The 20,479-nt window shown below is 59.1% G+C and carries 19 protein-coding genes; 11 read left to right on the forward strand and 8 right to left on the reverse strand.

What is annotated here, in order from left to right; translation table 11 throughout:
• Positions 1-29: 29 nt before the first annotated feature.
• The gene (locus ACXX9E_RS02195; protein ID WP_458554985.1) at positions 30-2,120 is read right to left on the reverse strand and encodes a mechanosensitive ion channel family protein; all 2,091 of its coding nucleotides are present in this window, start codon (positions 2,118-2,120) and stop codon (positions 30-32) included.
• 360 nt (positions 2,121-2,480) lie between these two features.
• On the opposite strand from ACXX9E_RS02195, the gene ACXX9E_RS02200 reads away from it, so the two are divergent.
• The 5 genes from ACXX9E_RS02200 to ACXX9E_RS02220 all read left to right on the forward strand — a co-directional run bounded on the left by ACXX9E_RS02200 (position 2,481) and on the right by ACXX9E_RS02220 (position 7,897).
• Positions 2,481-3,683: an MFS transporter gene (locus ACXX9E_RS02200; RefSeq protein ID WP_128615432.1), complete on the forward strand. Its 1,203-nt coding sequence runs from the start codon at positions 2,481-2,483 to the stop codon at positions 3,681-3,683.
• 239 nt (positions 3,684-3,922) lie between these two features.
• Positions 3,923-4,849 carry a DUF72 domain-containing protein gene (locus tag ACXX9E_RS02205; RefSeq protein WP_128615433.1) on the forward strand — a complete coding sequence of 309 codons (927 nt, stop codon included), beginning with the start codon at positions 3,923-3,925 and terminating at the stop codon, positions 4,847-4,849.
• A complete protein-coding gene (locus ACXX9E_RS02210) occupies positions 4,846-5,643 on the forward strand; it encodes an endonuclease/exonuclease/phosphatase family protein (RefSeq protein WP_458554986.1) in 798 nt (265 codons plus the stop codon). Before ACXX9E_RS02205 ends, ACXX9E_RS02210 begins: the two co-directional genes overlap by 4 nt.
• Entirely contained in the window at positions 5,640-6,914 is a 1,275-nt protein-coding gene (gene clsB, locus ACXX9E_RS02215; protein ID WP_458554987.1) for a cardiolipin synthase ClsB, read from the forward strand. The genes ACXX9E_RS02210 and clsB overlap by 4 nt, the downstream gene beginning before the upstream one ends.
• Complete coding sequence (locus tag ACXX9E_RS02220; protein ID WP_458554988.1) at positions 6,911-7,897, forward strand: lysylphosphatidylglycerol synthase domain-containing protein; 987 nt, start codon at positions 6,911-6,913, stop codon at positions 7,895-7,897. The genes clsB and ACXX9E_RS02220 overlap by 4 nt, the downstream gene beginning before the upstream one ends.
• A 23-nt stretch (positions 7,898-7,920) precedes the next feature.
• Here the strand turns inward: ACXX9E_RS02220 and ACXX9E_RS02225 are convergent, their stop codons facing one another.
• The 5 genes from ACXX9E_RS02225 to ACXX9E_RS02245 all read right to left on the reverse strand — a co-directional run bounded on the left by ACXX9E_RS02225 (position 7,921) and on the right by ACXX9E_RS02245 (position 13,118).
• Positions 7,921-8,679, reverse strand: coding sequence for an alpha/beta hydrolase family protein (locus tag ACXX9E_RS02225; protein WP_128614745.1), 759 nt, complete (start codon positions 8,677-8,679; stop codon positions 7,921-7,923).
• Entirely contained in the window at positions 8,669-9,778 is a 1,110-nt protein-coding gene (locus ACXX9E_RS02230; RefSeq protein ID WP_458554989.1) for a DUF3182 family protein, read from the reverse strand. Before ACXX9E_RS02230 ends, ACXX9E_RS02225 begins: the two co-directional genes overlap by 11 nt.
• Positions 9,779-9,955: 177 nt before the next feature.
• The gene (locus ACXX9E_RS02235; protein ID WP_429541668.1) at positions 9,956-10,693 is read right to left on the reverse strand and encodes an iron-containing redox enzyme family protein; all 738 of its coding nucleotides are present in this window, start codon (positions 10,691-10,693) and stop codon (positions 9,956-9,958) included.
• Positions 10,694-10,790: 97 nt separating this feature from the next.
• Entirely contained in the window at positions 10,791-11,984 is a 1,194-nt protein-coding gene (locus ACXX9E_RS02240) for an MFS transporter (protein ID WP_340135037.1), read from the reverse strand.
• Entirely contained in the window at positions 11,985-13,118 is a 1,134-nt protein-coding gene (locus ACXX9E_RS02245) for a HesA/MoeB/ThiF family protein (protein ID WP_186746084.1), read from the reverse strand.
• Positions 13,119-13,686: 568 nt separating this feature from the next.
• Here ACXX9E_RS02245 and ACXX9E_RS02250 point away from each other — a divergent pair.
• The 6 genes from ACXX9E_RS02250 to ACXX9E_RS02275 all read left to right on the forward strand — a co-directional run bounded on the left by ACXX9E_RS02250 (position 13,687) and on the right by ACXX9E_RS02275 (position 18,236).
• A complete protein-coding gene (locus ACXX9E_RS02250; RefSeq protein ID WP_123463712.1) occupies positions 13,687-14,355 on the forward strand; it encodes a YjfI family protein in 669 nt (222 codons plus the stop codon).
• A gap of 17 nt (positions 14,356-14,372) precedes the next feature.
• A complete protein-coding gene (locus ACXX9E_RS02255) occupies positions 14,373-15,071 on the forward strand; it encodes a PspA/IM30 family protein (RefSeq protein ID WP_123463710.1) in 699 nt (232 codons plus the stop codon).
• Positions 15,072-15,280: 209 nt separating this feature from the next.
• Positions 15,281-15,931 carry a DUF2491 family protein gene (locus ACXX9E_RS02260; protein WP_123463708.1) on the forward strand — a complete coding sequence of 217 codons (651 nt, stop codon included), beginning with the start codon at positions 15,281-15,283 and terminating at the stop codon, positions 15,929-15,931.
• A gap of 15 nt (positions 15,932-15,946) precedes the next feature.
• Positions 15,947-16,372: a DUF350 domain-containing protein gene (locus tag ACXX9E_RS02265; protein ID WP_123463706.1), complete on the forward strand. Its 426-nt coding sequence runs from the start codon at positions 15,947-15,949 to the stop codon at positions 16,370-16,372.
• Positions 16,373-16,389: 17 nt separating this feature from the next.
• Positions 16,390-17,076, forward strand: a complete 687-nt coding sequence (locus tag ACXX9E_RS02270) for a DUF1190 domain-containing protein (protein WP_458554990.1) — start codon at positions 16,390-16,392, stop codon at positions 17,074-17,076.
• Positions 17,077-17,078: 2 nt separating this feature from the next.
• Positions 17,079-18,236 (forward strand): glutathionylspermidine synthase family protein, encoded by a 1,158-nt coding sequence (locus ACXX9E_RS02275; RefSeq protein ID WP_458554991.1) that lies wholly within the window; start codon positions 17,079-17,081, stop codon positions 18,234-18,236.
• Positions 18,237-18,394: 158 nt separating this feature from the next.
• Here ACXX9E_RS02275 and ACXX9E_RS02280 read toward each other — a convergent pair whose 3' ends face one another.
• Together ACXX9E_RS02280 and ACXX9E_RS02285 are read right to left on the reverse strand one after the other, a co-directional pair.
• Positions 18,395-18,913 carry a single-stranded DNA-binding protein gene (locus ACXX9E_RS02280; protein ID WP_007966163.1) on the reverse strand — a complete coding sequence of 173 codons (519 nt, stop codon included), beginning with the start codon at positions 18,911-18,913 and terminating at the stop codon, positions 18,395-18,397.
• 9 nt (positions 18,914-18,922) lie between these two features.
• On the reverse strand, positions 18,923-20,320 hold the full coding sequence (locus ACXX9E_RS02285) for an MFS transporter (protein WP_123463701.1): 1,398 nt from the start codon (positions 20,318-20,320) through the stop codon (positions 18,923-18,925).
• Between the last annotated feature and the right edge of the window lie 159 nt (positions 20,321-20,479).

Here is a 20,479-nt window from a genome sequence, read left to right on the forward strand (position 1 = left end):
GGGCCGGCACAGCCCCACAAAATCTTGCATCAAGTCCGCGATTCCTGCGGCAACTCAGTCGCCACCAGCGCCTCCTCCTGCCTTTTGGGCAACAAAACCTGCTGTCGATAAGTCTGCGCGAAATGCACCACCGGGCTGTTATCCACAAGCTTCTTCAAACGCTGGTTGAATGCGCGGCTCACCGCATATTGCCCACCCGACACGGTACGGAACTGCGCTGTCAGCACCACGCCGTTCAAATCCATCTTGTCCACGCCAAACACATCCAGCGGGCCTTGCAGGTTGTACTTGAGGAATGGGTCTTCGCGGATCGAATCGCCGGTCTCGCGGATCAGCTCGATCGCCTTGTCCACGTCCGTGTCGTAAGTGAACTGCACCGAGAAAAACGCAAAGGCAAACTGCCGCGACTGATTGGTCACAGCCTTGATCTGGCCGAACGGCACCGAGTGCACAAAGCCTTTGCCGTCACGCAGGCGCAGGGTGCGGATGGTCAGGCCTTCGACCGTGCCGGCATGCCCGGAATCGAGCACCACCCAGTCACCGATCGACAGGGTGTCTTCGATGATGATGAACAGCCCGGTGATCACGTCCTGCACCAGTTGCTGCGAACCGAAACCGATGGCCAGACCGACCACCCCGGCACCGGCCAGCAATGGCGCCACATTGATCCCCAGATTGGCCATCGTGGTGATCGCGCAGATCACCACCAGGATGATTTTGATCGCGTTGCGCAGCAGCGGCAGGATGGTTTTTACCCGGGTGCTGGGCTGACGCGCCCCGCGCTTGTTAAGCGGGGGTTTCAGGGCTTCCTGAATCGCCGTGTCGAGCACCACCCACAACAGCCATGTCACCAGGAAAATCAAACCAATGCTGCTCAAGGCGTTGCTGATGGCCCGGCCGACCGTGCTGCTCTGGGCGAAATCGAGCAGTGACACGCCCCAGATCCGCCCGAGAATATCAATGAACGCGATGGCGATGACGATCCGCAGCAACGCGTGCAGCAGGCTGAGAAAACGCTCCTTGTAGGCACTGCGGCGCTGGATGGCTTCGGCCTTTGGTGACTTGAACAGGTGCTGCAGAATCGTGCTGAGGAACACCGTGCCGATCAGCAGCACGGTGGTGAACAACGCGCAGCGCAGGGCTTTCTGGTTGTCCTCACCGATGCCGATCAGATTAATCGCCGACACCAGCACCATCAGCACAATCGGCCAATACCACAACCCCGAGAAAATCCGCAGCGACTCCTGCAACGACGGTTGTTTCAGGCGTTGCGCCAGCGGTCGGTTGCGGATCAGATGCGCCACTGGCCGGCGCAGACGAATCACTAGCAGGCCAAAGATGATCGAAGCGATCAGCCCGGTGAACACCGCGACGCTGCTGGTGATGTTGCCACCCAGTTGCCGGGCGATTTGCGGGCTGGTCAAGGCGTCGCTGAGGGCCGCGAGGAAACCGATCAGGAACAGCGGGGGCGGACAGTAATTGCGGATGATCCGCGCCGCCGGGCGCTTATGGCCGACGTTGAACATCACCACGACGCACAACAGCATCGAGGTGGAAAAAATACCGCTGCTGGTGGCGTAGGCCAGACACAACGCCAGTGCACGCCCGACCGAGGCTTGCAGAAAATGGCTGACGTACAGGGTCAAAGGCAGGCAGATCAGCGCCGGCAGCGTGTACGGCAGCAGATAACCAAGCAGATCCTGACTGCGCTGGCGCGTGCGTAACCAGCGGCCTTCGCGCAGGCGTTTGGCCAACAGACTGCCAAGCACGGTCAGCAGGGCAAACGCGCCGAGCCAGACACCGGACAACATCAGGAAATCGCCGGCGACCCTCCAGCCCGAGCGATTCGAGGGGTGGTTGACCAGTCTGTCGACTTCATCCGCTGCCCGATCGGCACGCAGGCGCCAGGCATCGACCAGATGTTCATTGAGATCGAGTTTGTCCTGCACATCGTCGATGCTGGAACTGATCGCCCCGAGCAGACCGCCCTGCACAATCGGTTCGGCTTTGGCCGGTTCCTCAGCGGTGGCCGGAACGCCCGGCAGCGCGGCGGCTTCGAGTTCGCTGGCGCCAAGAAACAGCAGTGCTCCCAGCAAAATGGCGATCCTGAACTTGATCAAAACTCCGCGCTCCCGATGGCTGAACCTGTAAGGAACTGATCGGTGAATGGCGGACAAGTTCGGTTTTTGCCTGAATCCTCATATTCAAATCCCGCATTCCCCTGTGGCGAGGGGATTTATCCCCGTTGGACGGCGAAGCGGCGCCAAAACCTGAATCTTCAATCTCCTGCCAGACCGAGTCGTGAGGTTTTACGACTGCTGCGCAGTCGAACGGGGGTAAATCCCCTATCCACAGCGTTCACACCCATCCAGGGATATTTGCGCTGCCGGCAAATATCAAATGCCCGCACCCGTATTTTTCCGCACAAGCCAAACCCCGACACTGCGCTCCATCCAATCAAATCACCCTGGAGTGCCGTGATGCCCATTGCCTTGCTCGCGCTGACCCTCAGCGCTTTCGCCATCGGGACGACCGAGTTCGTCATCGTTGGCCTGCTGCCTACCATTGGCGCCGATCTCGGCGTCAGTCTTCCCTCCGCCGGTTTGCTGGTGAGCCTGTACGCGCTGGGCGTGGCCATCGGTGCGCCCGTGTTGACCGCGCTCACCGGCAAGGTCCCGCGCAAACTGTTGCTGCTGTCGCTGATGGTGCTGTTCACCCTCGGCAACCTGCTGGCGTGGATGGCGCCAAGTTATGAATCGCTGGTGCTGGCGCGGATCGTCACCGGTCTGGCCCACGGCGTGTTCTTCTCCATCGGCTCGACCATCGCCACCAGCCTGGTGTCCAAGGAAAAAGCCGCCAGCGCAATTGCGATCATGTTCACCGGCCTCACCGTGGCATTGGTCACCGGCGTGCCGCTGGGTACGTTCATCGGCCAGCATTTCGGCTGGCGTGAAACCTTCCTCGCCGTGTCGGCGCTGGGCGTGATTGCCTTTATCGGCAGCCTGATCTACGTGCCGAGCAACATCGCCCACAGCAAACCGGCGTCGCTGCTGCAACAACTGCAAGTGCTCAAACAACCACGTCTGTTGCTGGTGTACGCCATGACCGCGATCGGCTACGGCGGCTCGTTCATCGCCTTCACTTTCCTCGCGCCGATCCTTCAGGACATCTCGGGCTTCAGCGCCAGCACGGTGAGCCTGGTGCTGCTGGTGTATGGCGTGTCGGTAGCGGTCGGGAATATCTGGGGCGGCAAGCTGGCGGACAGACGCGGGCCGATCAGCGCCCTGAAAATCATCTTCGCCCTGCTCGCGGCCGTGTTGTTCGTGCTGACCTTCACCGCCGCCAATCCCTGGCTGGCGCTGGCCACGGTATTGGTCTGGGGCGCAGTAGCGTTCGGCAACGTGCCGGGGCTGCAAGTGTATGTGGTGCGTCAGGCTGAACATCACACACCGCAAGCCGTGGATGTGGCGTCGGGGCTGAACATTGCTGCGTTCAACCTCGGGATTGCCGGCGGGGCGTGGGGCGGTGGCTTGATCGTTGAACACATCGGCCTGATCCACACGGCGTGGATCGGTGGTCTGGTGGTGTTGGTGGCGTTGGCCCTGACTGCCTGGAGCGGTCGACTGGATCGCCTCGGCCCGACCTATGCCGAAAGCACTTCGCGCATCGTCACCGGCCACTGATTCAACACCTGTGCCCTTGTCGAGGGGGCACTTGTGGGAGGGGGCTTGCTTGCGAAAGCGGGGTATCAGTCGCGATCAACGCTGACTGACCCATCGCCTTCGGGAGCAAGCCCCCTCCCACATTGTTTTTCGTGGAGCGCGCAAAAAAGTACCGTCCGTAACGCCACCGAAACTTTCCCGAACCGCCCACAGTCATCAACACACACAGGCTGTACGAGGACTGACTACGGGAGGGCGACATGGCAACGATTCACATCGGTATTTCCGGCTGGCGCTACGCTCCGTGGCGCGGGGATTTCTACCCCAAGGGACTGGCGCAGAAACGTGAATTGCAGTTCGCATCGCGGGCGGTCAACAGCATCGAAATCAATGGATCGTTCTACGCCCTGCAACGGCCCGAACGCTACGCGCAGTGGTACGCCGAAACGCCTGACGACTTCGTGTTCAGCGTCAAGGCACCGCGCTTCATCACCCACATTCGCCGCTTGCGCGACATCGAAAAACCGCTGGCGAACTTCTTCGCGTCCGGGGTGCTTGAACTCAAGGAAAAACTCGGCCCGATCCTCTGGCAGTTTCCGCCCAACTTCAAATACGAGCCGCAGCGCTTCGAACACTTTCTCGCTCAACTGCCCCATACCCCTGAAGCTGCCGCCGCCCTCGCCCATCAACACGATGCTCACCTGCACGGCCACGCCAGCCTCAAGGCCTACGGCAAAAAAGCGCTGCGCCATGCCGTGGAAATCCGTAACGACAGCTTCATCGACCCGGACTTCGTGCGCCTGCTCAAACGCCACAACACCGCGCTGGTGATCGCCGACACCGCCGGTAAGTGGCCGTACCGCGAAGACCTCACCAGCGACTTCGTCTACCTGCGCCTGCACGGTGCCGAAGAACTCTACGCCAGCGGCTACACCGCGCCGGCCCTCAAGCGCTGGGCCGAGCGTATCGAAGCCTGGCACCACGGCCGGCAACCGCAAGATGCGCAACTGATCGCCCCGCAACTCAAGCCGCGCGCACGTAAATCCCGGGAAGTGTTTTGCTACTTCGACAACGACATCAAAGTCCGTGCGCCCTACGACGCGCGTAATCTGCTGCAGCGTTTCGGGCTCGATAACGACCTCGCCACCGCCCCCGGTGAAAGCGCCGCAGAAGGAGTGTTGCCATGAGCATTCCTGAACCGGTGGGCTTCACCGATGAAGGTTCGGTGGTCGCGCCGACGGTGCGCACTTTCACTGTCCTGACGGTCAATACCCACAAGGGCTTCACGGCCCTCAACCGGCGCTTCATCCTGCCGGAACTGCGCGAAGCGGTGCGTAGCGTCGCCGCCGACGTGGTGTTCCTCCAGGAAGTCCACGGCACCCACGAACATCACCCCAAGCGCTATAGCAACTGGCCGACGATGCCGCAGTATGAGTTCCTCGCCGACAGCCTTTGGCCGCAGTTCGCCTACGGGCGCAACGCGGTGTATCCGGAGGGCGATCACGGCAATGCGCTGTTGTCGAAATTCCAGATCATCCGCCACGACAACCTCGACGTCTCGATCAGCGGCCACGAGAACCGCGGCCTGCTGCACTGCGTGCTGCGCCTGCCCGGTGACGGGGTCGAGGTGCATGCGATCTGCGTGCACCTGGGCCTGCGCGAAAGCCATCGCAACGCGCAGTTGAAGCTGCTCGGCCAACGCCTTGCGGAACTGCCGGACGATGCCCCGGTGATCATCGCCGGCGACTTCAACGACTGGCGCCAGCGCGCCGATGCGCTCCTCACACCCTGGGGCCTGCGCGAGGTCTTCGCCGAGCATCACGGCAAATCCGCACGCAGCTTTCCGGCGCGCCTGCCGACCCTGCGGCTCGACCGCATTTACGTACGCAACCTCAAGGCCCGACAGCCGAAAGTCCTGGCGAACCGGCCCTGGTCCCACCTTTCCGACCACGCCCCTTTATCGGTGGAGATTGAATTATGAACAGCGCACCGCTGGAGAAATCCACCGTGGAACCGATCAACATCGCCCCGCCCGTGCGCGAGCCCGGCCAGGTTGACGTCGAGTACAGTTGGCAAGGCAACAACCGTGTCGAACTCCTGGAAAACGGCGAAGAATATTTTCCCCGGGTGTTCGACGCCATGCGTGCGGCGAAAAGTGAAATCCTGCTGGAAACCTTCATCGTTTTCGAAGACAAGGTCGGCGCAGAGTTGCAGCAGATCCTGATCGACGCGGCACAGCGCGGCGTGCGCACCACCGTCAGCCTCGACGGCTTTGGCTGTGGCGAGTTGACCACCGCTTATCTCGCGGCCCTGAGTGATGCGGGCGTGCACCTGCAGATGTTTGATCCGGCGCCCAAGCACCTGGGTTTTCGCACCAACTGGTTCCGCCGCTTACACCGCAAAATCGTAGTGGTCGACGGCTTGGTTGCGTTCATTGGCGGGATCAATTTTTCCGGCGATCACCTGGCCGACTTCGGCCCCGAAGCCAAACAGGATTATGCCGTGCAGATTCAGGGCCCAGCGGTTGCTGACCTGCATCACTTTGCCCTGGTGCAAAGCGGTCGCCCCGGACGCGCACGCTTCTGGTGGCAGCGTCGGCGCCAGCGTCGCGCAGACATGGCCTTCAGCGACCACGACGGTCAGGTACGCCTGGTCTTTCGCGACAACGATCAGCACCACACCGATATCGAAGACGTGTACTTGCAGGCACTGCGCCGGGCCAAACACCGGGTGGTGATCGCCAACGCCTACTTTTTCCCCGGCTACCGTCTGCTGCGCGAGATCCGCAATGCGGCGCGGCGTGGCGTCGATGTGCGGCTGATCCTGCAAGGTCAGCCCGACATGCTGGTGGCCAAACTCGCGGCGCGCATGACCTACGACTACCTGCTCAAGGCCGGCGTGCAGATCCACGAGTATTGCCAGCGACCGCTGCACGGCAAGGTGGCGCTGGTGGACGATGAATGGAGCACCGTCGGCTCGAGCAATCTCGACCCGCTGAGCCTGTCGCTGAATCTGGAAGCCAACGTGCTGATTCGCGATCGGGAATTCAATCAGCATTTGTTCAAGCGCCTCGAAGACCTCAGCCAGAACCACTGCAAGGCCATGGACGCCGACATGTCCCCGCGCGGACGGATCTGGCACATGACCGTAGGTTTTCTGGTGTTTCACTTTCTGCGGCACTTCCCGGCGATGGCCGGTTGGCTGCCGGCGCACAAACCACGGCTCAAGCCGTTTCGAGGTGGCCAGTCATGAGCCACTCCGAAGCACACTCGACAGGCCACGCCGCGCCAGCGACTCACTCGAAATGGAGCCGCTGGAAACGCCCACTGACGCTGTTGTTTTTCCTCGCGTTGATCGTCTTGCTGACGCTGTTCGCCACCCGTATCGAATGGGCCGAAGTGCTGCAAACCCTCGCCGACTTCAAGGTGCGCACACTGATCATCGCTGCCGGCCTGACCTTGCTGAGTTTCCTGACTTACGCCAGTTTCGACCTGATCGGCCGCACCTACATTCGCCAGGACCTGACCTGGAAACAGATCCTGCCCGTGGGGATCATCAGTTACGCGTTCAACCTCAATCTCAGCGCCTGGGTCGGCGGTATCGCCATGCGGTATCGGCTGTATTCGCGCCTGGGCGTGAGCAAAGGCAACATTGCGAAGATTCTCGGCTTGAGCCTGGCGACCAACTGGTTCGGCTACATGACCATTGCCGGTGTGGTATTCAGCAGTGGCCTGGTGCGTATGCCGCCGGGATGGAAACTGAGCAGCGATGCATTGCAGGGCGTCGGTATTCTATTGCTGCTGATCAGCGCCGGGTATCTCGCGGCGTGTCAGTTTTCCAAGCGCCGCGAGTGGTCGATTCGTGGGGTGGAAATCAACCTGCCGTCGCTGCGCATGGCCGTGCTGCAACTGTTGCTCGGTGCCTTGAACTGGTCGCTGATGGCGGCGGTGATCTTCACCCTGCTTCCGAGCAAACTGGATTATCCGCTGGTACTGGGCGTGTTGTTGATCAGCGCGATTGCCGGGGTCATCACCCACATACCGGCGGGGCTGGGTGTGCTGGAAGCGGTGTTCGTCGCGCTGCTGCAACATGAAGCATCACGCGGCAGCCTGGTGGCGGGATTGCTGGCATACCGGGCAATTTATTTTCTGTTGCCGTTGCTGATTACGGTGGTGATGTATTTGCTGGTGGAGGCCAAGGCGAAGGCCTTGCGGATCGAGAGGAAACCTTCCTGAGTTTTTTGTTGAAGTTGAGAAGGCTATCTCGACTGAATTATGCTCAAGCGCTCCCCCACCACCATCTCGGTAATCCAGTCCACCAGAATCGAGGTATACGCCTGCTGCGACACCGGTTCGCTCAATGCATGATCGGCGCCGTCGATAATCCGGTGCGTCAGCGAATGAGTCTGCTGACACGCCGCGCGATAACTCATGATTGTTGCGTGGGGCACGTAGTCATCGGTTTGCGATTCCACCAGCAACACATCCCCGGTGAATTGCGAACAGGCATGCAGCGCACGGTTAGTGTCGGCACGGACCAACGTGCTTCGGTAATCACGCAAATCGGCCTTGTCCAGATCGCGCTTGGGCGTGTGCCATTGCTCATCGCGATACAGCGCCGGCACCCGCAGCGCCAGCCAGCGCACCGGACGCAACGAAGTGAGGATCGAGGCGAGGTAACCGCCATAACTGGTGCCGACCACCGCAATCGCCGAGGTGTCGAGCGCAGGGTGCGCGAGCAGGCGGTCGTAGGCTGCGAGCAGATCGCGCAGGTTGTCTTCGCGGGTGACCCGGGTCAGCGGAATGCCGGTGCCACCGGTGTGGCCGCGCAGATCGAAGGTCAGGCAGACGCAGCCAAGACCGGCGATGCCTTTCGCCCGCTCCAGGTCGCGCTCCTGGCTACCGCCCCAGCCGTGGACAAACAACACACCGGGCACCTTGGATTTGGGACTGAGAAACGTCCCGCTCATCTGTTCATCATCAATGTCGATTTGAATGCTTTCGCTTCTAGCCGTCATAGGGTTTGACCGTTACGTATTTGAGGAGAAACTCGCTGTTCTCGGCCGGCCCGCGATACACCTCGATGGCGTCCGCCGGCAGTGGCTGATCAACGTAGGTTTCCACCGAAGACACGCGAATCGCGCGCATGCCCGGATCGTTGACGAAGCTTTGCAGCGCCGCCACTTCGGCGCTGCTGGCACCGCCCATGCGCCAGGATTGTTCGAGCACACCACTGCGCGGTTTGCCATTGCTGTCCAGGCCCTGGGCAATGTCGTAGTTGCGGCGCGAAGCGTAGAACCGCGGATAAGCCTCATCCGCCGCCCGGTCGAAGACCTGCGCCTGCTCGATGGCCAGCCGTACAGCGTCGGGCAGTTCCAGCGCCAGCAACTGCGGATAACCGCCCTGCACCACCAGCAGATTCGAACCACCATAGACGTCTTCGCCATGGGCATCTTGAGTCAAGTATTGATCACCGCAGTAGCTCAGCACCTTGCCGCCGATGAATGACTGGCCGACGCTATGGGTGATCACTTCACTCAGATCCTGCTCCAGCACCACACCATCGCGAAACAACTCTGCAGCTTCCGCTCGGGCAAGTACCTCGTCGAACGCGTCGAGGCTGTTGATAACTTCTTGGCCGCGACCGGCACAGGCGTGAATCGGCTTCAGGCGGATCGGCCCGTTGTGCAGCAAATGCTCGGCAGCCGGTCGCGCATCTTCCAGAGCAAACACGGTAAGGCCATCGAGCACCACGTCGCGCACACGCTTGGAGAACAAAGGCGCCCAGCCCTGGGGCGCGTGGGCCAGATGACTGCGCAGGCCGTGGCTGATGGCTTTGGTGCAGATGAAATCGTGTTCGACGAATCCGCCCCACAAGTCATTCGCACCTTTGATGCCCAATTGCTGCGCCTGTTTGGCGCCAACAATGGTTTGCGTCGGCAGCCAGTACAGGTCGCGACCACGGTGTTTTTCCGGGTCGTAGCTACCACCGAATTTGAGCCCGATGATGTGTGCCAGCCAGCGTGCCAGTGCCTTGTTGGTCTGCACTTCGTGCTGTGGCGCCCCGTTACGAACTGAATGGGCGACTACCAATTTTTTGCTCGGCGTTGGGGTCATGCGTCCCCCTTCAGCGACTCGATGAATGTAGTCGTTGGAAGTGCAGAGATCAGGCCAATCGCCGCGCAACAAGAATGCACAATGAATCAAGCGCTTGCGCCAACATTGATGGCACCGGGCCTGTTTCAATCTGCACGAACATCCGGTAATCCCCGGCAATTTGCATGATCGCGCGACCTACCTTTGCTCTCGAACTTCCCTCCATATAGCGTCAAACATGACGCATCGCTTGTTGATCGCCTGACGCCCGATTTGCATCGCAATCACCTTTGCTTCAGGTGCGTGTCGAGTCAATCGCCCCAGAATCTTCAGCATGGTGACCGCGTGCCCCTCATCTTCTTCGATGTGTATGCGGAAAAACTCCAGACCTTCCTCGCTGATATTCAGCCTCTCCAGCGCCGCCAGAATCGGTTTGTAGAGCAATGGCACGATGGCTTCAGCCCCCAGGCATAGCGCAGCGAGACCTTCAACCGGATTTTCACTGCGGCAAAATTTCATGATCGAATGGGTAAATTCAATGGTCTGGGGCAGAGGCGGCTGCGCCGTGGCGTGGGTGCCCACAATATTGAGAGATCGTTGGAACAGATCGGCATGGGTGACTTTATCGTCACCGTCAATACCCATTTCCTCCTGCAGGTTTTCCATTAAAAGCTTGATGTCGTCGAGCGAATCAAGGCGATTGATAACCGCACAAAGAAAGCGAGTGAAGTTTCGAGAGTAGTAATGATGCTGCACCAGAAAATAGCGCATGCCACTCAAAGAAACATGGCCACTCCCCATTGCCACCAACAGTTCATGATGAACCAGTCTATTTAACGCGCCAGCGTCCAGCCACGTATCCCATATGGAACCACCGGTGACCGCTTGAATGGCATGCACTACATCATCGCTGTATAACTTGTTATCTTTTTGCACCATAAAATTCCTTTTAACTCTCGCCCGGCCATCCAATGACCAAACCACTCAGTGACAAATTAACCAAAGCACTTAAGTCCTGACGGCAGTGTTTTAATCACTGCGCATCACTGCAAACAACTTGTCGCTCATACCTGGCGAGAAAATAAGCACACAGAGAGGCAAAAATAATACACAGACCACCTGACGCAAGAATAAGAGCGCTGCTGGAAAATTGGAGCAACAGCCATCCACTGAGCAAGCTTGCGGGCGGAATAGCCAGATAGGCAATGAGCCTGGTGACCCCGACAGTCCGCCCCAGAATGGCTTGCGGAACCACTTGTTGGCGATAGGTGAAAAAAGCGATGACCACCACGGATTGGCAGCAAGTGGAAAGCGCCCAAAGCGCCGCGAGTATCCAGGGCTCGCTCGCCAGCGCTGCGGCCAACGTGAAGATCCCTGCCAGCAGGCAACTGCCCCGGATGAGCACGCCAGCCGGATAGCGCTTCACAAAAACTGCACCTGTCGCTGATCCGGCAACGGCACCTGCGCCAATGAGTCCGTAGTAGTAGCCGACATCGCTCAACGGCACAGCCAGGAGCGTGGTGAAAACATAGATCAGGCTGGCACCGATCAGGGCAAAACCGAAGTTGCAGAAGAAGAACAGCACAACCAATGAACACAGTTCTCGATGCCGAAGGACATAGAGCAGCCCGGCTTTGATTTCGGTGAAGACCCGGGTGGTGGCGGGCTGAGGTTTGCCCTGCTCTTTTAGCCAGTAGCAAAGCGGCAGAGAGAGCGCAAAGCCGACAATACTGACAACGAGAATCCGCTCCTTGGTGCTGAAAGCCAGTACCGCTGCCACGCTGATCGGCGCAACGATGCGAATGATGTTGTCACTGGCGTTGACGATCGCATTGAACCGATGAAGTTTTCGCCCCTCGACCAGCGCAGGAGCGATGCTCTGAAATACCGGGTGATGGGTTGCGCCAACGCTTGCCAGCATGAAGCTCAGCAGTAACAGGGTGATGCTCAAGGCGTCCCCGGACAAGGTGCTCACGGCGACGTACATCAGGCTGCCGATGGCAATGTTGATAAGATCGCCACCGATCAGAAATCGCCGTTTGCTGTAGCGATCACTCCACACCCCGGCAAAGGGGGTGACCAGTATGTAAGGCGCCATCGCCGCGAAAAAAGCCAGCGATGTCCAGACAGGGGAGCCTGTCTGCTCATAGACGTAAAGCGGGATGAGAAATGCAATGGCCCATGAGCAAACGGACGTGATGACATAGGACGCCAGCAGCTTGAACATCTAGACGGTCTCCGTCTGCACGGATAGCTGCTGCGAATTGGCGAGATGCCCGCACACCGGGCAGTCCGGATTCTGCTGCCAGACTTCGGCAATGCCGACATCCAGATCGTCGAAGGTGAATTCCTTGAGCTTGTTGGTCAATTGTGGCGGCTGGCAGCCGGTGAGGATCTTGACGGTTTCGCTCACCATCATGCCCGCGGTCACGGCCACCAGGGTCACCAGTGCCGGGCCTGGGTGCCGGTAGGTTATGTCGTGTTGCTTGGCCATGGTCGAAATACTGTTAACCAGGCTGCTTTTGTTGCGTGCCGAAGTCAGCCAGCAAGCACCGCACCCCGAGCTGCCGGGTACCACCGAATAGAAAACCGAGCGGCGCACATCGAGCCCACCGGATATGAAGGGTACGCCCTCCTGAACGCAGGCCTCGTTCAGCCAGTCGGCCATGTAGTTCGCGGGTTTGTCGGCAACGCAAATCACAATATCGTGGCCACTTACGACTCTGGCGACATCCTGAGCCGATTCGAGGCGCGTCTCGTGGGCGGTGATGTCGAGGTGACTGTTGAACTCAAGCAACCGGCGCCGGGCGGTCTCGACCTTCGGCATCCCGATGTCGCTCTCCTTGTAAAGGATCTGTCGATTCAGGTTGCTCAACTCGATCTTGTCAAAATCAAGGATCGTCAGATGATGTACACCCAGCGCTACCAGATCGAACAGGATATGGGTGCCGAGCCCACCGCAACCCAGTACGCAGACCCTGGCCGCACGCAGTTTCTCCTGAGAGGAAAACTTGTTCTCTCCCACCGCCGCCATCGACCCGAAAAAATCGATGTTTCGGGAAAATCTGTTGCGATCGTGGTCCGAAAGAGAAGTCGTCTCGAACGCATCAGGACTCTCAACCAGTCGGTATCTGATCAAATCCTGCGCCACGCTGCGCAGATCCTCCTGATCCACTGCGGGATAACGTTCGGCCACCTGGTTAATCAACATTTCGAATGGCGCACTGCCGTCCAGTGCAGTTGCGAATTCCCAGATAGCACCATGGGGGTCGGGGATCTTCGCGTATTGCCCGTTGAACCGCAGAACAACCTGGCCTTCAAGTTTGAACGGAATGATGGTCGGCTTCAGGCAAAGTTTCATATAGCAGCCTCAGATACGGTTAAAAACAAGTTCATCAAGAACCAGGGCCATAAGGCCCCGGTTCTCATTGGCTAGCTCAGCCGATCTGAGAATCGCCAGCGGAAGATGCTTTTTCGAAAGTCATAATGATTTCCTCAAAAGTTAAAGGGCCAGTGGTCGAACCAACTTTCCACCGGAGTGAAGGTGTGCACATACAAAACCTAGAATAAGTTTCCGAGAGTTGCGAACCCGCGTTATTTCTTAATGTTACTCAAATAAAATACACACCATCACTCCTACTGCACGCAAGTTTTAGTTCTTACAGAAACCAGAAAAAACAATGTAGGAATATTCACTAAAATTTAAACAACAAAAAACAATTACTAAAATCCCAAATAATTTTGACGAGCTGACACAACATTTCAGATACCACCAGGCGATGTGTTCCGCACGGCAAAAACACTGACGTGCACGGTACGTCAGGACTTTTTCGATGCTTCGAAAAAATCTCACGCGTGAGCCATTGATGGCACTTTGAATTGGTTGTAGTGTGGCTCACGCGTGAGATGTTCATAACGGAGTCATCGCCATGAAAAGCCGCTCCCCCACTGTTGCGTCAGAGAGCCCAAAGGGAGAGCGCTCGAAACCGTCCGCGAAAAAGCCGTCGAGCTTCTACATGAAGCAGATGCGTGCGGGCCTGGCTGCCGCCGGTTATGTGAAACACGAAACTTGGGTGCTTCCGGAAAACCGAAGCTTGCTCAAGCAAATGGAGCAACAGCTACGCCAACCGATTCTGGCTGGCTCATTCATGTCGGAGAATTACATGAGCGCAGGCAACAACTGGAACATTGATAGCCTCTTCAACGCCCTCAAGGCGCTGGATGAGGTGGCTTCGCACGAGATCACACTGTCTCTGATCCAGAGCTCCGAACCCAGCATCAAGCTGGAAATGAACGAATTCGGCGGTCTGCCGATTCACATCGCCCTGGCCGGTGCACAGATCATCGTCGACACCGTGCTGGTGGACAGCGATTCGATCACTGACGTGCGCGCCTTCAACGACGCCGTGCTGCGCAGCCGGGAAATGTTCCCGCTGTCGTCGATCGGTATCGAGTCGATGCCGAACGGGCAGACCGTTTACAACATGTTTGGCGCCCTCAGCGCCGACTCGAGCCTGACCAACGTCGTCACCGAGGTGAAAACCCTGGTCGACAACGTGCAGCGCGCGAGCGAAGCCTTCGAACACTTCTTCAAGTAATCAACAGGGAATATTCAATGACTCAGTCCATCTGGAGCAAGTTGTTCACCGCACTGCGCGGCGGCGCCAATGAAGTCGGCGAAGCGATCGTCGATCAACAGGCTCTGCGCATCCTCGATCAGGAAATCCGCGACGCCGATACCGCGTTGTCCAACGCCCGTCGCGAACTGGTCACCATCATGGCCAAGCACAAACTGGCAGCCGACCGCGTGAGCGAGTACGACGCCAAGATCAAGGACCTGGAAGCCAAGGCGGTCTCGGCCCTGAATGCTGGCCGTGAAGACCTCGCCATGGAAGTGGCCGAAGCGATTTCGACCCTGACCAATGACCTCACCGCCGAGAAAAAGCTCAGCGACGAATTCGGCACCTACGCCGAAAACATGCGCAAGGACATCAACAAGGCCGAAGCGCGAATCAAGAGCCTGCGCCAGCAAGTGGACATGGCCAAGGCCCGCGACAGCGTGCAGAAAGCCCAGGTCAGCGCATCCATCGCCAGCGGCGGCGCCAACGGCAAACTGGAAACGGCCGTCGGCACCCTGAACCGCCTGCAAGCCAAGCAGCAGCAACGCGCGGCCGAGTTGAGCGCGGCGGACGAACTGGCCGACGCTTCGACCGGCAACGATCTGGAACGCAAACTGCGCGACGCTGGCATCACGCCGAACGAAGGCAGCGCCAATGCGATCCTCGAGCGCCTGAAGCAGAAGTCCGCTCAGTAAACCCATAAACAAAACCGGTGGGAGCGGGCTTGCTCGCGAAGACGCAGTGTCAAACGACATCCCTGTTGAATGACATTCCCTCTTCGCGAGCAAGCCCGCTCCCGCATGGTTTGTGCAGTGCAAATGTCACTGCTCGTTCGCAGCCCGGCCCGGTACACTAGCGGCGCTTTTTACGACGAACACCTCCACCCGCCTCAAGGAACGTACCCATGGGATGGTTTAAAGATTTGCTGGGCACCAGCAACTGGCAGGCCGCTGCGCCAACCTCGACCGCCGCCAGCGGCCCACTCGGGATGGCTCAGGGCAAAGGCGTCCGGTTCGATTCGACCCTGGCGCTGCTGCTCGACGGTTCGACGTCGGTTCGGGTGCCTTTCGATCAGGCGATCTGGAGCGCAGGCTGGGTGGACCTCGGCCAGTCCAACAAACTGCACCGCTATTACATGAACGACGAGGATTTCTGGGTACAGATCCACGTCACCGGTGATGACCAGGTCGAATCGGTCACCCTGTTCAACTACCTAAGCTACGTGACCGTGAACAGTGACGCCGAGCTGCAGCGCCTGGCCGGCCCCAACAGCCTGATCGGTCTGCCGGCCTACAGCCATCAGGGTGTCGAATACCTCCGCGAATGGGGCACCGAACAAGGCCAGACCGAACTGGTGCCGATGACCGAACACGTGGTCAATCCGGACGAGAGCTACACCATCAACCATCACTCGATGCTTTACGCGCGCGACACCGGCCTGACCGATCGCCGCGAACTGCTGCTGTTCTCCGTCGAACAAGACGAAGAAGGCACCGTCAGCCTGAGCACCTCACTGGGCATCTCGCTGTACACGACTGACCTGAGCACCATTTAAATAAGGAAGTTTTTCATGCTGGAAGTGCTGGCCGTTTCCCTGAACAAGACCGCGTTGACCGGTTTCGCTGTCTACCTGATCGGCGCCGTGCTGCTGTTCATGCTGTTTCAATTCATCTACACCCGCATCACCCCGCACAAAGAGTTCGAGCTGATTCGCGCCGGCAACAGTGCTGCGGCCATCGCCCTGGCCGGTGCAATCATCGGGTTCGCGATTCCGGCAAGCAACATCATCTCCCACTCGGTCAACGTCCTCGACTTCGTACTCTGGGCGGTGATTGCGGCCGTGGTGCAACTGCTGGCATTCCTGGCAACCGGTCTGGTGCTCAAGGGCACGTCCCAGCGCATCGCCAACGGTGAAATCGCCTCGGGCATCTACGTGGCCGCAGTGGCCATCAGCGTCGGCATGCTCAACGCCGCATGCATGACCCCGTCCAACTGATCGGCAGGAAGCCTTCGATGAAACGCAGCAAGTACGTTCAACTGTCCCTCGCCGCTTCAGTGGCGCTGGCGATTTCCGGCGAGGTGGCCGCGCAGGACACGCAACGCTTTCAATCTGTCGAGGAGTGCGTCGGCGCCGAAGTGGCCGCCGATGTCTGCACCAACGCCTACGTCGCGGCGCTGACCGAGCACCGGCGCATTGCACCGGCCTACGACGACAAGGCCCAGTGCGATGCAGATTTTGCCGCGGACTGGTGTCAAAAAAATTCCGCTGGCCGCTTTGTACCGAAACTCGGCGGGTTCAAGGTGCCGCAAAACGATGAGGCACCGCAGAATCTCGACGCTGTGGCCAATGCGCAAATGCCCGCGGGTGAAGCAGCGGCTGCACAGCATGTGCAAAGCACGTCCCACTCTTCCGGGGGTGGGGGCAATGGCTGGCTGAGTGGCTGGCTGATCGGCAACGCGATGAGCAACAACGCGAACCGTACGGTATATCGAGATCGCGACGATGACCGCCAGACCTACACCACCTCGACGCAATACCGCAAAATCGAGTCGGCACCGACGAGTCGTAACGACACCAGCAGCTACGACAGCACTCGAAGCAAATCGGTAAATGTCGCTTCCTCGACCTCCCGCGGCGGCTTCGGCAGTCAGTCTTCGGCGCGCAGCGGTTGGGGCGGCTGGGGCAGTTCGAGCAGCTGACCATGAAGAAGATCCACTGCGCCGAGCGCCCCGACTGGCAACAGACCGCCGAAGAGCTCGGTTTTCTGTTCCACACCATCGACGACGAGCCGTACTGGGACGAAAGCGCTTACTACCAGTTCACGCTCGCGCAGATCGAAAACGATCTGGAGGACCCGACCACCGAACTCCACGAGATGTGCATGGATCTGGTCGATCGCGTGGTGCGCAGCGAAGAACTGCTGGATCGTCTGAGTATTCCGGTTTCGTACTACGACATGATCCGAACATCCTGGCTGGAAGGTCATCCGCATCTGTACGGACGCATGGACTTTTCCTACAGCGGCAACGGCCCGGCGAAACTGCTGGAGCTGAACTACGACACACCGACCAGCCTCTATGAAGCGGCGGCGTTTCAGTGGGGCTGGCTGGAACAATGCATCGAGCGCGGGATGCTGCCGCGCCATGCCGACCAGTTCAACAGCATTGATACCAAACTGCATCAGGCGTTTTCCGAGTTGCGGCTCAAGCGGCCGTTCTACTTCGCCTCGATGAAAGATTCCGTCGAAGACCGCGGCACCACCGACTATCTGCGCCTGATCGCAGAAAAAGTCGGCATCGAGTCGCGGCACATCGACATCGAAGACATCGGCCTGACAGCCGAAGGCCGCTTCGTTGATCTGCAGGATCGCTGGATCCCGCACCTGTTCAAGCTCCATGCCTGGGAGTTCATCTTCCACGAACCGTTTGGGCCAGCGATTGCCGAGTGCGACACGCAGTTCTTCGAACCCGCATGGAAGTCGATCCTGTCGAACAAGGGCGCGCTGCCATTGCTGTGGGAGCTGTATAAGGGGCACCCGAACCTGCTCGCGGCGCACCTTGATCCGAATCCAGCCAGTGCGGTGCCGAAAGGCTGGGTACGCAAACCGTATTTCTCCCGCGAAGGCGCCAACATCGAACTGCAAACGGCGGAAGGTCTGATCGTCAAAGAGGACGGGCCTTACACCGATGCGCCGTTTATCCTGCAGGCGTTTGCGCCGTTACCGAAGTTCGATGACAGCTACACCCTGATCGGCTCGTGGGTGATTGGCGACCAGGCGGCGGGGATTGGTGTGCGCGAAGACAACAGCCTCATTACGAAAGACTCCAGCCGGTTTCTGCCCCACTTGATCCTCGACTGAAAACGAACAACCTGTGCGAGCCTGCTCGCGATAACCGACTGTCATTCAATAAATGTTTTGACTGACCCGACGCCTTCGCGAGCAGGTTCGCTCCCACAAAAAAAGGCCCGTCGCTTGTCGCGACGGGCCTTTTTATTTAACGCGGATGCAGCAACCAATCAGAACGGAATATCGTCATCAAAGCTGTCGAAATCCGGAGCCGGTTGCGGTGCGGCCTGCTGTGGAGCCGGGGCCGGGCGCTGTTGCGGAGCCGACTGCTGCGGGCGTGGCGCCTGCTGACGCGGAGCCTGCTGCTGGTAGTTGTTGCCACCGCCTTGTTGGTCGCCCTGTTGTGGACGGCCGCCGAGCAGTTGCATGGTGCCTTGCATGTCGACCACGATTTCGGTGGTGTAACGCTTGATACCGTCTTTTTCCCACTCGCGGGTCTGCAGCTTGCCTTCGATGTAGACCTGCGAACCCTTGCGCAGGTATTCGCCGGCGATCTCGGCAACCTTGCCGAACATCGACACACGGTGCCATTCGGTCTTCTCGACCTTCTGACCGGTTTGCTTGTCGGTCCACTGTTCGCTGGTTGCCAGACTCAGGTTGGTCACGGCGTTACCGTTAGGCAGGTAGCGAACTTCGGGATCCTGGCCGCAAGTGCCGACCAATATGACTTTGTTAACCCCACGGGCCATAACGTTCTCCTAGGCTTCGCAAGCAGCCCCGGCCGGGTTGTTCACCAGGCGTTCGAGGGTGTCGCGATCCACTAATTCTTTGTCCAGTTTGATGTAAACAGCCGCTTCGTCAGCGACTATCACTGCATCTGTTACCCCTACGAGGGCCTTGAGGCGCTCGACCAGACCCGCTTCACGGATCGCCTCGGGCGACAACGGCAAGCGCAGACTCGTCACGTAGGGAGGTTCGCGCATGGTAACAGCAAAGGCCAGCCAGATGGCAGCCAGACCGGCACATCCAAGGAACACAACCGACAGACCGCCATGCTGAAACAGCCAGCCGCCAAGTATCCCGCCGAGTGCCGAACCCAGGAATTGACTGGTGGAATACACGCCCATCGCCGTGCCCTTCCCGCCCGCCGGTGAAACCTTGCTGATCAGCGACGGCAATGAGGCCTCCAGCAGATTGAACGCGGTGAAAAACACCACCGTGCCGATCACCAGCGCCCGCAAGCTGTCACCGAACTGCCAGAAGAATAGCTCAGTGAGCATCAGCGTCATGACGGCGCCGAGCAAAACTCGTTTCATTTTGCGTTTCTTCTCGCCATAGATGATGAACGGGATCATGGCGAAGAACGAAATCAACAACGCGGTGAGGTAGACCCACCAGTGCTGTTCCTTGGGCAAACCGGCCTTTTCCACCAGCGCCAGCGGCAAGGCCACGAAGCTCGACATCAACATGGCATGTAACACAAAGATGCCCAGATCCAGGCGCAGCAGATCCGGATGCTTGAGCGTCGGCATCAACGCCTGCCGCGCAACGCCGGACTCACGATGCTGCAATGGCCCGGTGGACTTCGGCACCACGAACAGGATGATGGCGATACCAATCAGGGCCATCGCCCCGGTGGCGAGGAACAAGCCCGAGAGCCCGAAAGCCCGGGTCAACAACGGCCCGACGACCATGGCCACGGCAAACGACAGACCGATGGTCATGCCGATCATGGCCATCGCCTTGGTGCGGTGCTGTTCGCGAGTGAGATCGGAGAGCAAGGCCATGACCGCCGCGGAAATCGCCCCGGCGCCTTGCAGGATGCGACCGGCGATCACGCCCCAGATCGAATCCGCCTGTGAGGCCAGCACACTGCCAAGGGCGAAGACGATCAAGCCCAGGTAAATGACGGGACGCCGGCCAATACGGTCGGAAATGATCCCGAACGGAATCTGGAAAATCGCCTGGGTCAGGCCGTAAGCGCCGATGGCCAGCCCGATCAGGGCCGGGGTCGCGCCCGCCAGATCCATGCCATAGGTCGCCAGGACCGGCAACACCATGAACATGCCAAGCATACGGAAGGCGAACACCAGGGCCAGACCGCTCGCCGCGCGGGTCTCGCTACCACTCATGCGTTCGCTGTGGGGATCGTGCATGGAAAAACCTCGTGTGAACCGGCGGCGATTCTACCAGTCCCATCGAAAGACGGGGTATATCGCGACGCTTTGCCACGTATAGATGAAACTCTCTTCATGTAGAGCAAAAAACGCTTCGCTTGATAGTGTGCATCCATCCAGTATTTGCCCGTATACTCC

This window comes from Pseudomonas sp. GNP014 (assembly GCF_054344005.1).

Bases quoted from the DNA above. Each gene is read 5' to 3' on its own strand.
- ACXX9E_RS02210 (WP_458554986.1), top strand. From the start codon at position 4,846: ATGAGCATTCCTGAACCGGTGGGCTTCACCGATGAAGGTTCGGTGGTC.
- ACXX9E_RS02240 (WP_340135037.1), bottom strand. From the start codon at position 11,984: ATGTTCAAGCTGCTGGCGTCCTATGTCATCACGTCCGTTTGCTCATGG.
- ACXX9E_RS02285 (WP_123463701.1), bottom strand. From the start codon at position 20,320: ATGCACGATCCCCACAGCGAACGCATGAGTGGTAGCGAGACCCGCGCG.
- ACXX9E_RS02200 (WP_128615432.1), top strand. From the start codon at position 2,481: ATGCCCATTGCCTTGCTCGCGCTGACCCTCAGCGCTTTCGCCATCGGG.
- ACXX9E_RS02270 (WP_458554990.1), top strand. From the start codon at position 16,390: ATGAAACGCAGCAAGTACGTTCAACTGTCCCTCGCCGCTTCAGTGGCG.
- ACXX9E_RS02220 (WP_458554988.1), top strand. From the start codon at position 6,911: ATGAGCCACTCCGAAGCACACTCGACAGGCCACGCCGCGCCAGCGACT.
- ACXX9E_RS02265 (WP_123463706.1), top strand. From the start codon at position 15,947: ATGCTGGAAGTGCTGGCCGTTTCCCTGAACAAGACCGCGTTGACCGGT.
- ACXX9E_RS02250 (WP_123463712.1), top strand. From the start codon at position 13,687: ATGAAAAGCCGCTCCCCCACTGTTGCGTCAGAGAGCCCAAAGGGAGAG.
- clsB (WP_458554987.1), top strand. From the start codon at position 5,640: ATGAACAGCGCACCGCTGGAGAAATCCACCGTGGAACCGATCAACATC.
- ACXX9E_RS02260 (WP_123463708.1), top strand. From the start codon at position 15,281: ATGGGATGGTTTAAAGATTTGCTGGGCACCAGCAACTGGCAGGCCGCT.
- ACXX9E_RS02280 (WP_007966163.1), bottom strand. From the start codon at position 18,913: ATGGCCCGTGGGGTTAACAAAGTCATATTGGTCGGCACTTGCGGCCAG.
- ACXX9E_RS02225 (WP_128614745.1), bottom strand. From the start codon at position 8,679: ATGACGGCTAGAAGCGAAAGCATTCAAATCGACATTGATGATGAACAG.
- ACXX9E_RS02275 (WP_458554991.1), top strand. From the start codon at position 17,079: ATGAAGAAGATCCACTGCGCCGAGCGCCCCGACTGGCAACAGACCGCC.
- ACXX9E_RS02255 (WP_123463710.1), top strand. From the start codon at position 14,373: ATGACTCAGTCCATCTGGAGCAAGTTGTTCACCGCACTGCGCGGCGGC.
- ACXX9E_RS02245 (WP_186746084.1), bottom strand. From the start codon at position 13,118: ATGAAACTTTGCCTGAAGCCGACCATCATTCCGTTCAAACTTGAAGGC.
- ACXX9E_RS02205 (WP_128615433.1), top strand. From the start codon at position 3,923: ATGGCAACGATTCACATCGGTATTTCCGGCTGGCGCTACGCTCCGTGG.
- ACXX9E_RS02230 (WP_458554989.1), bottom strand. From the start codon at position 9,778: ATGACCCCAACGCCGAGCAAAAAATTGGTAGTCGCCCATTCAGTTCGT.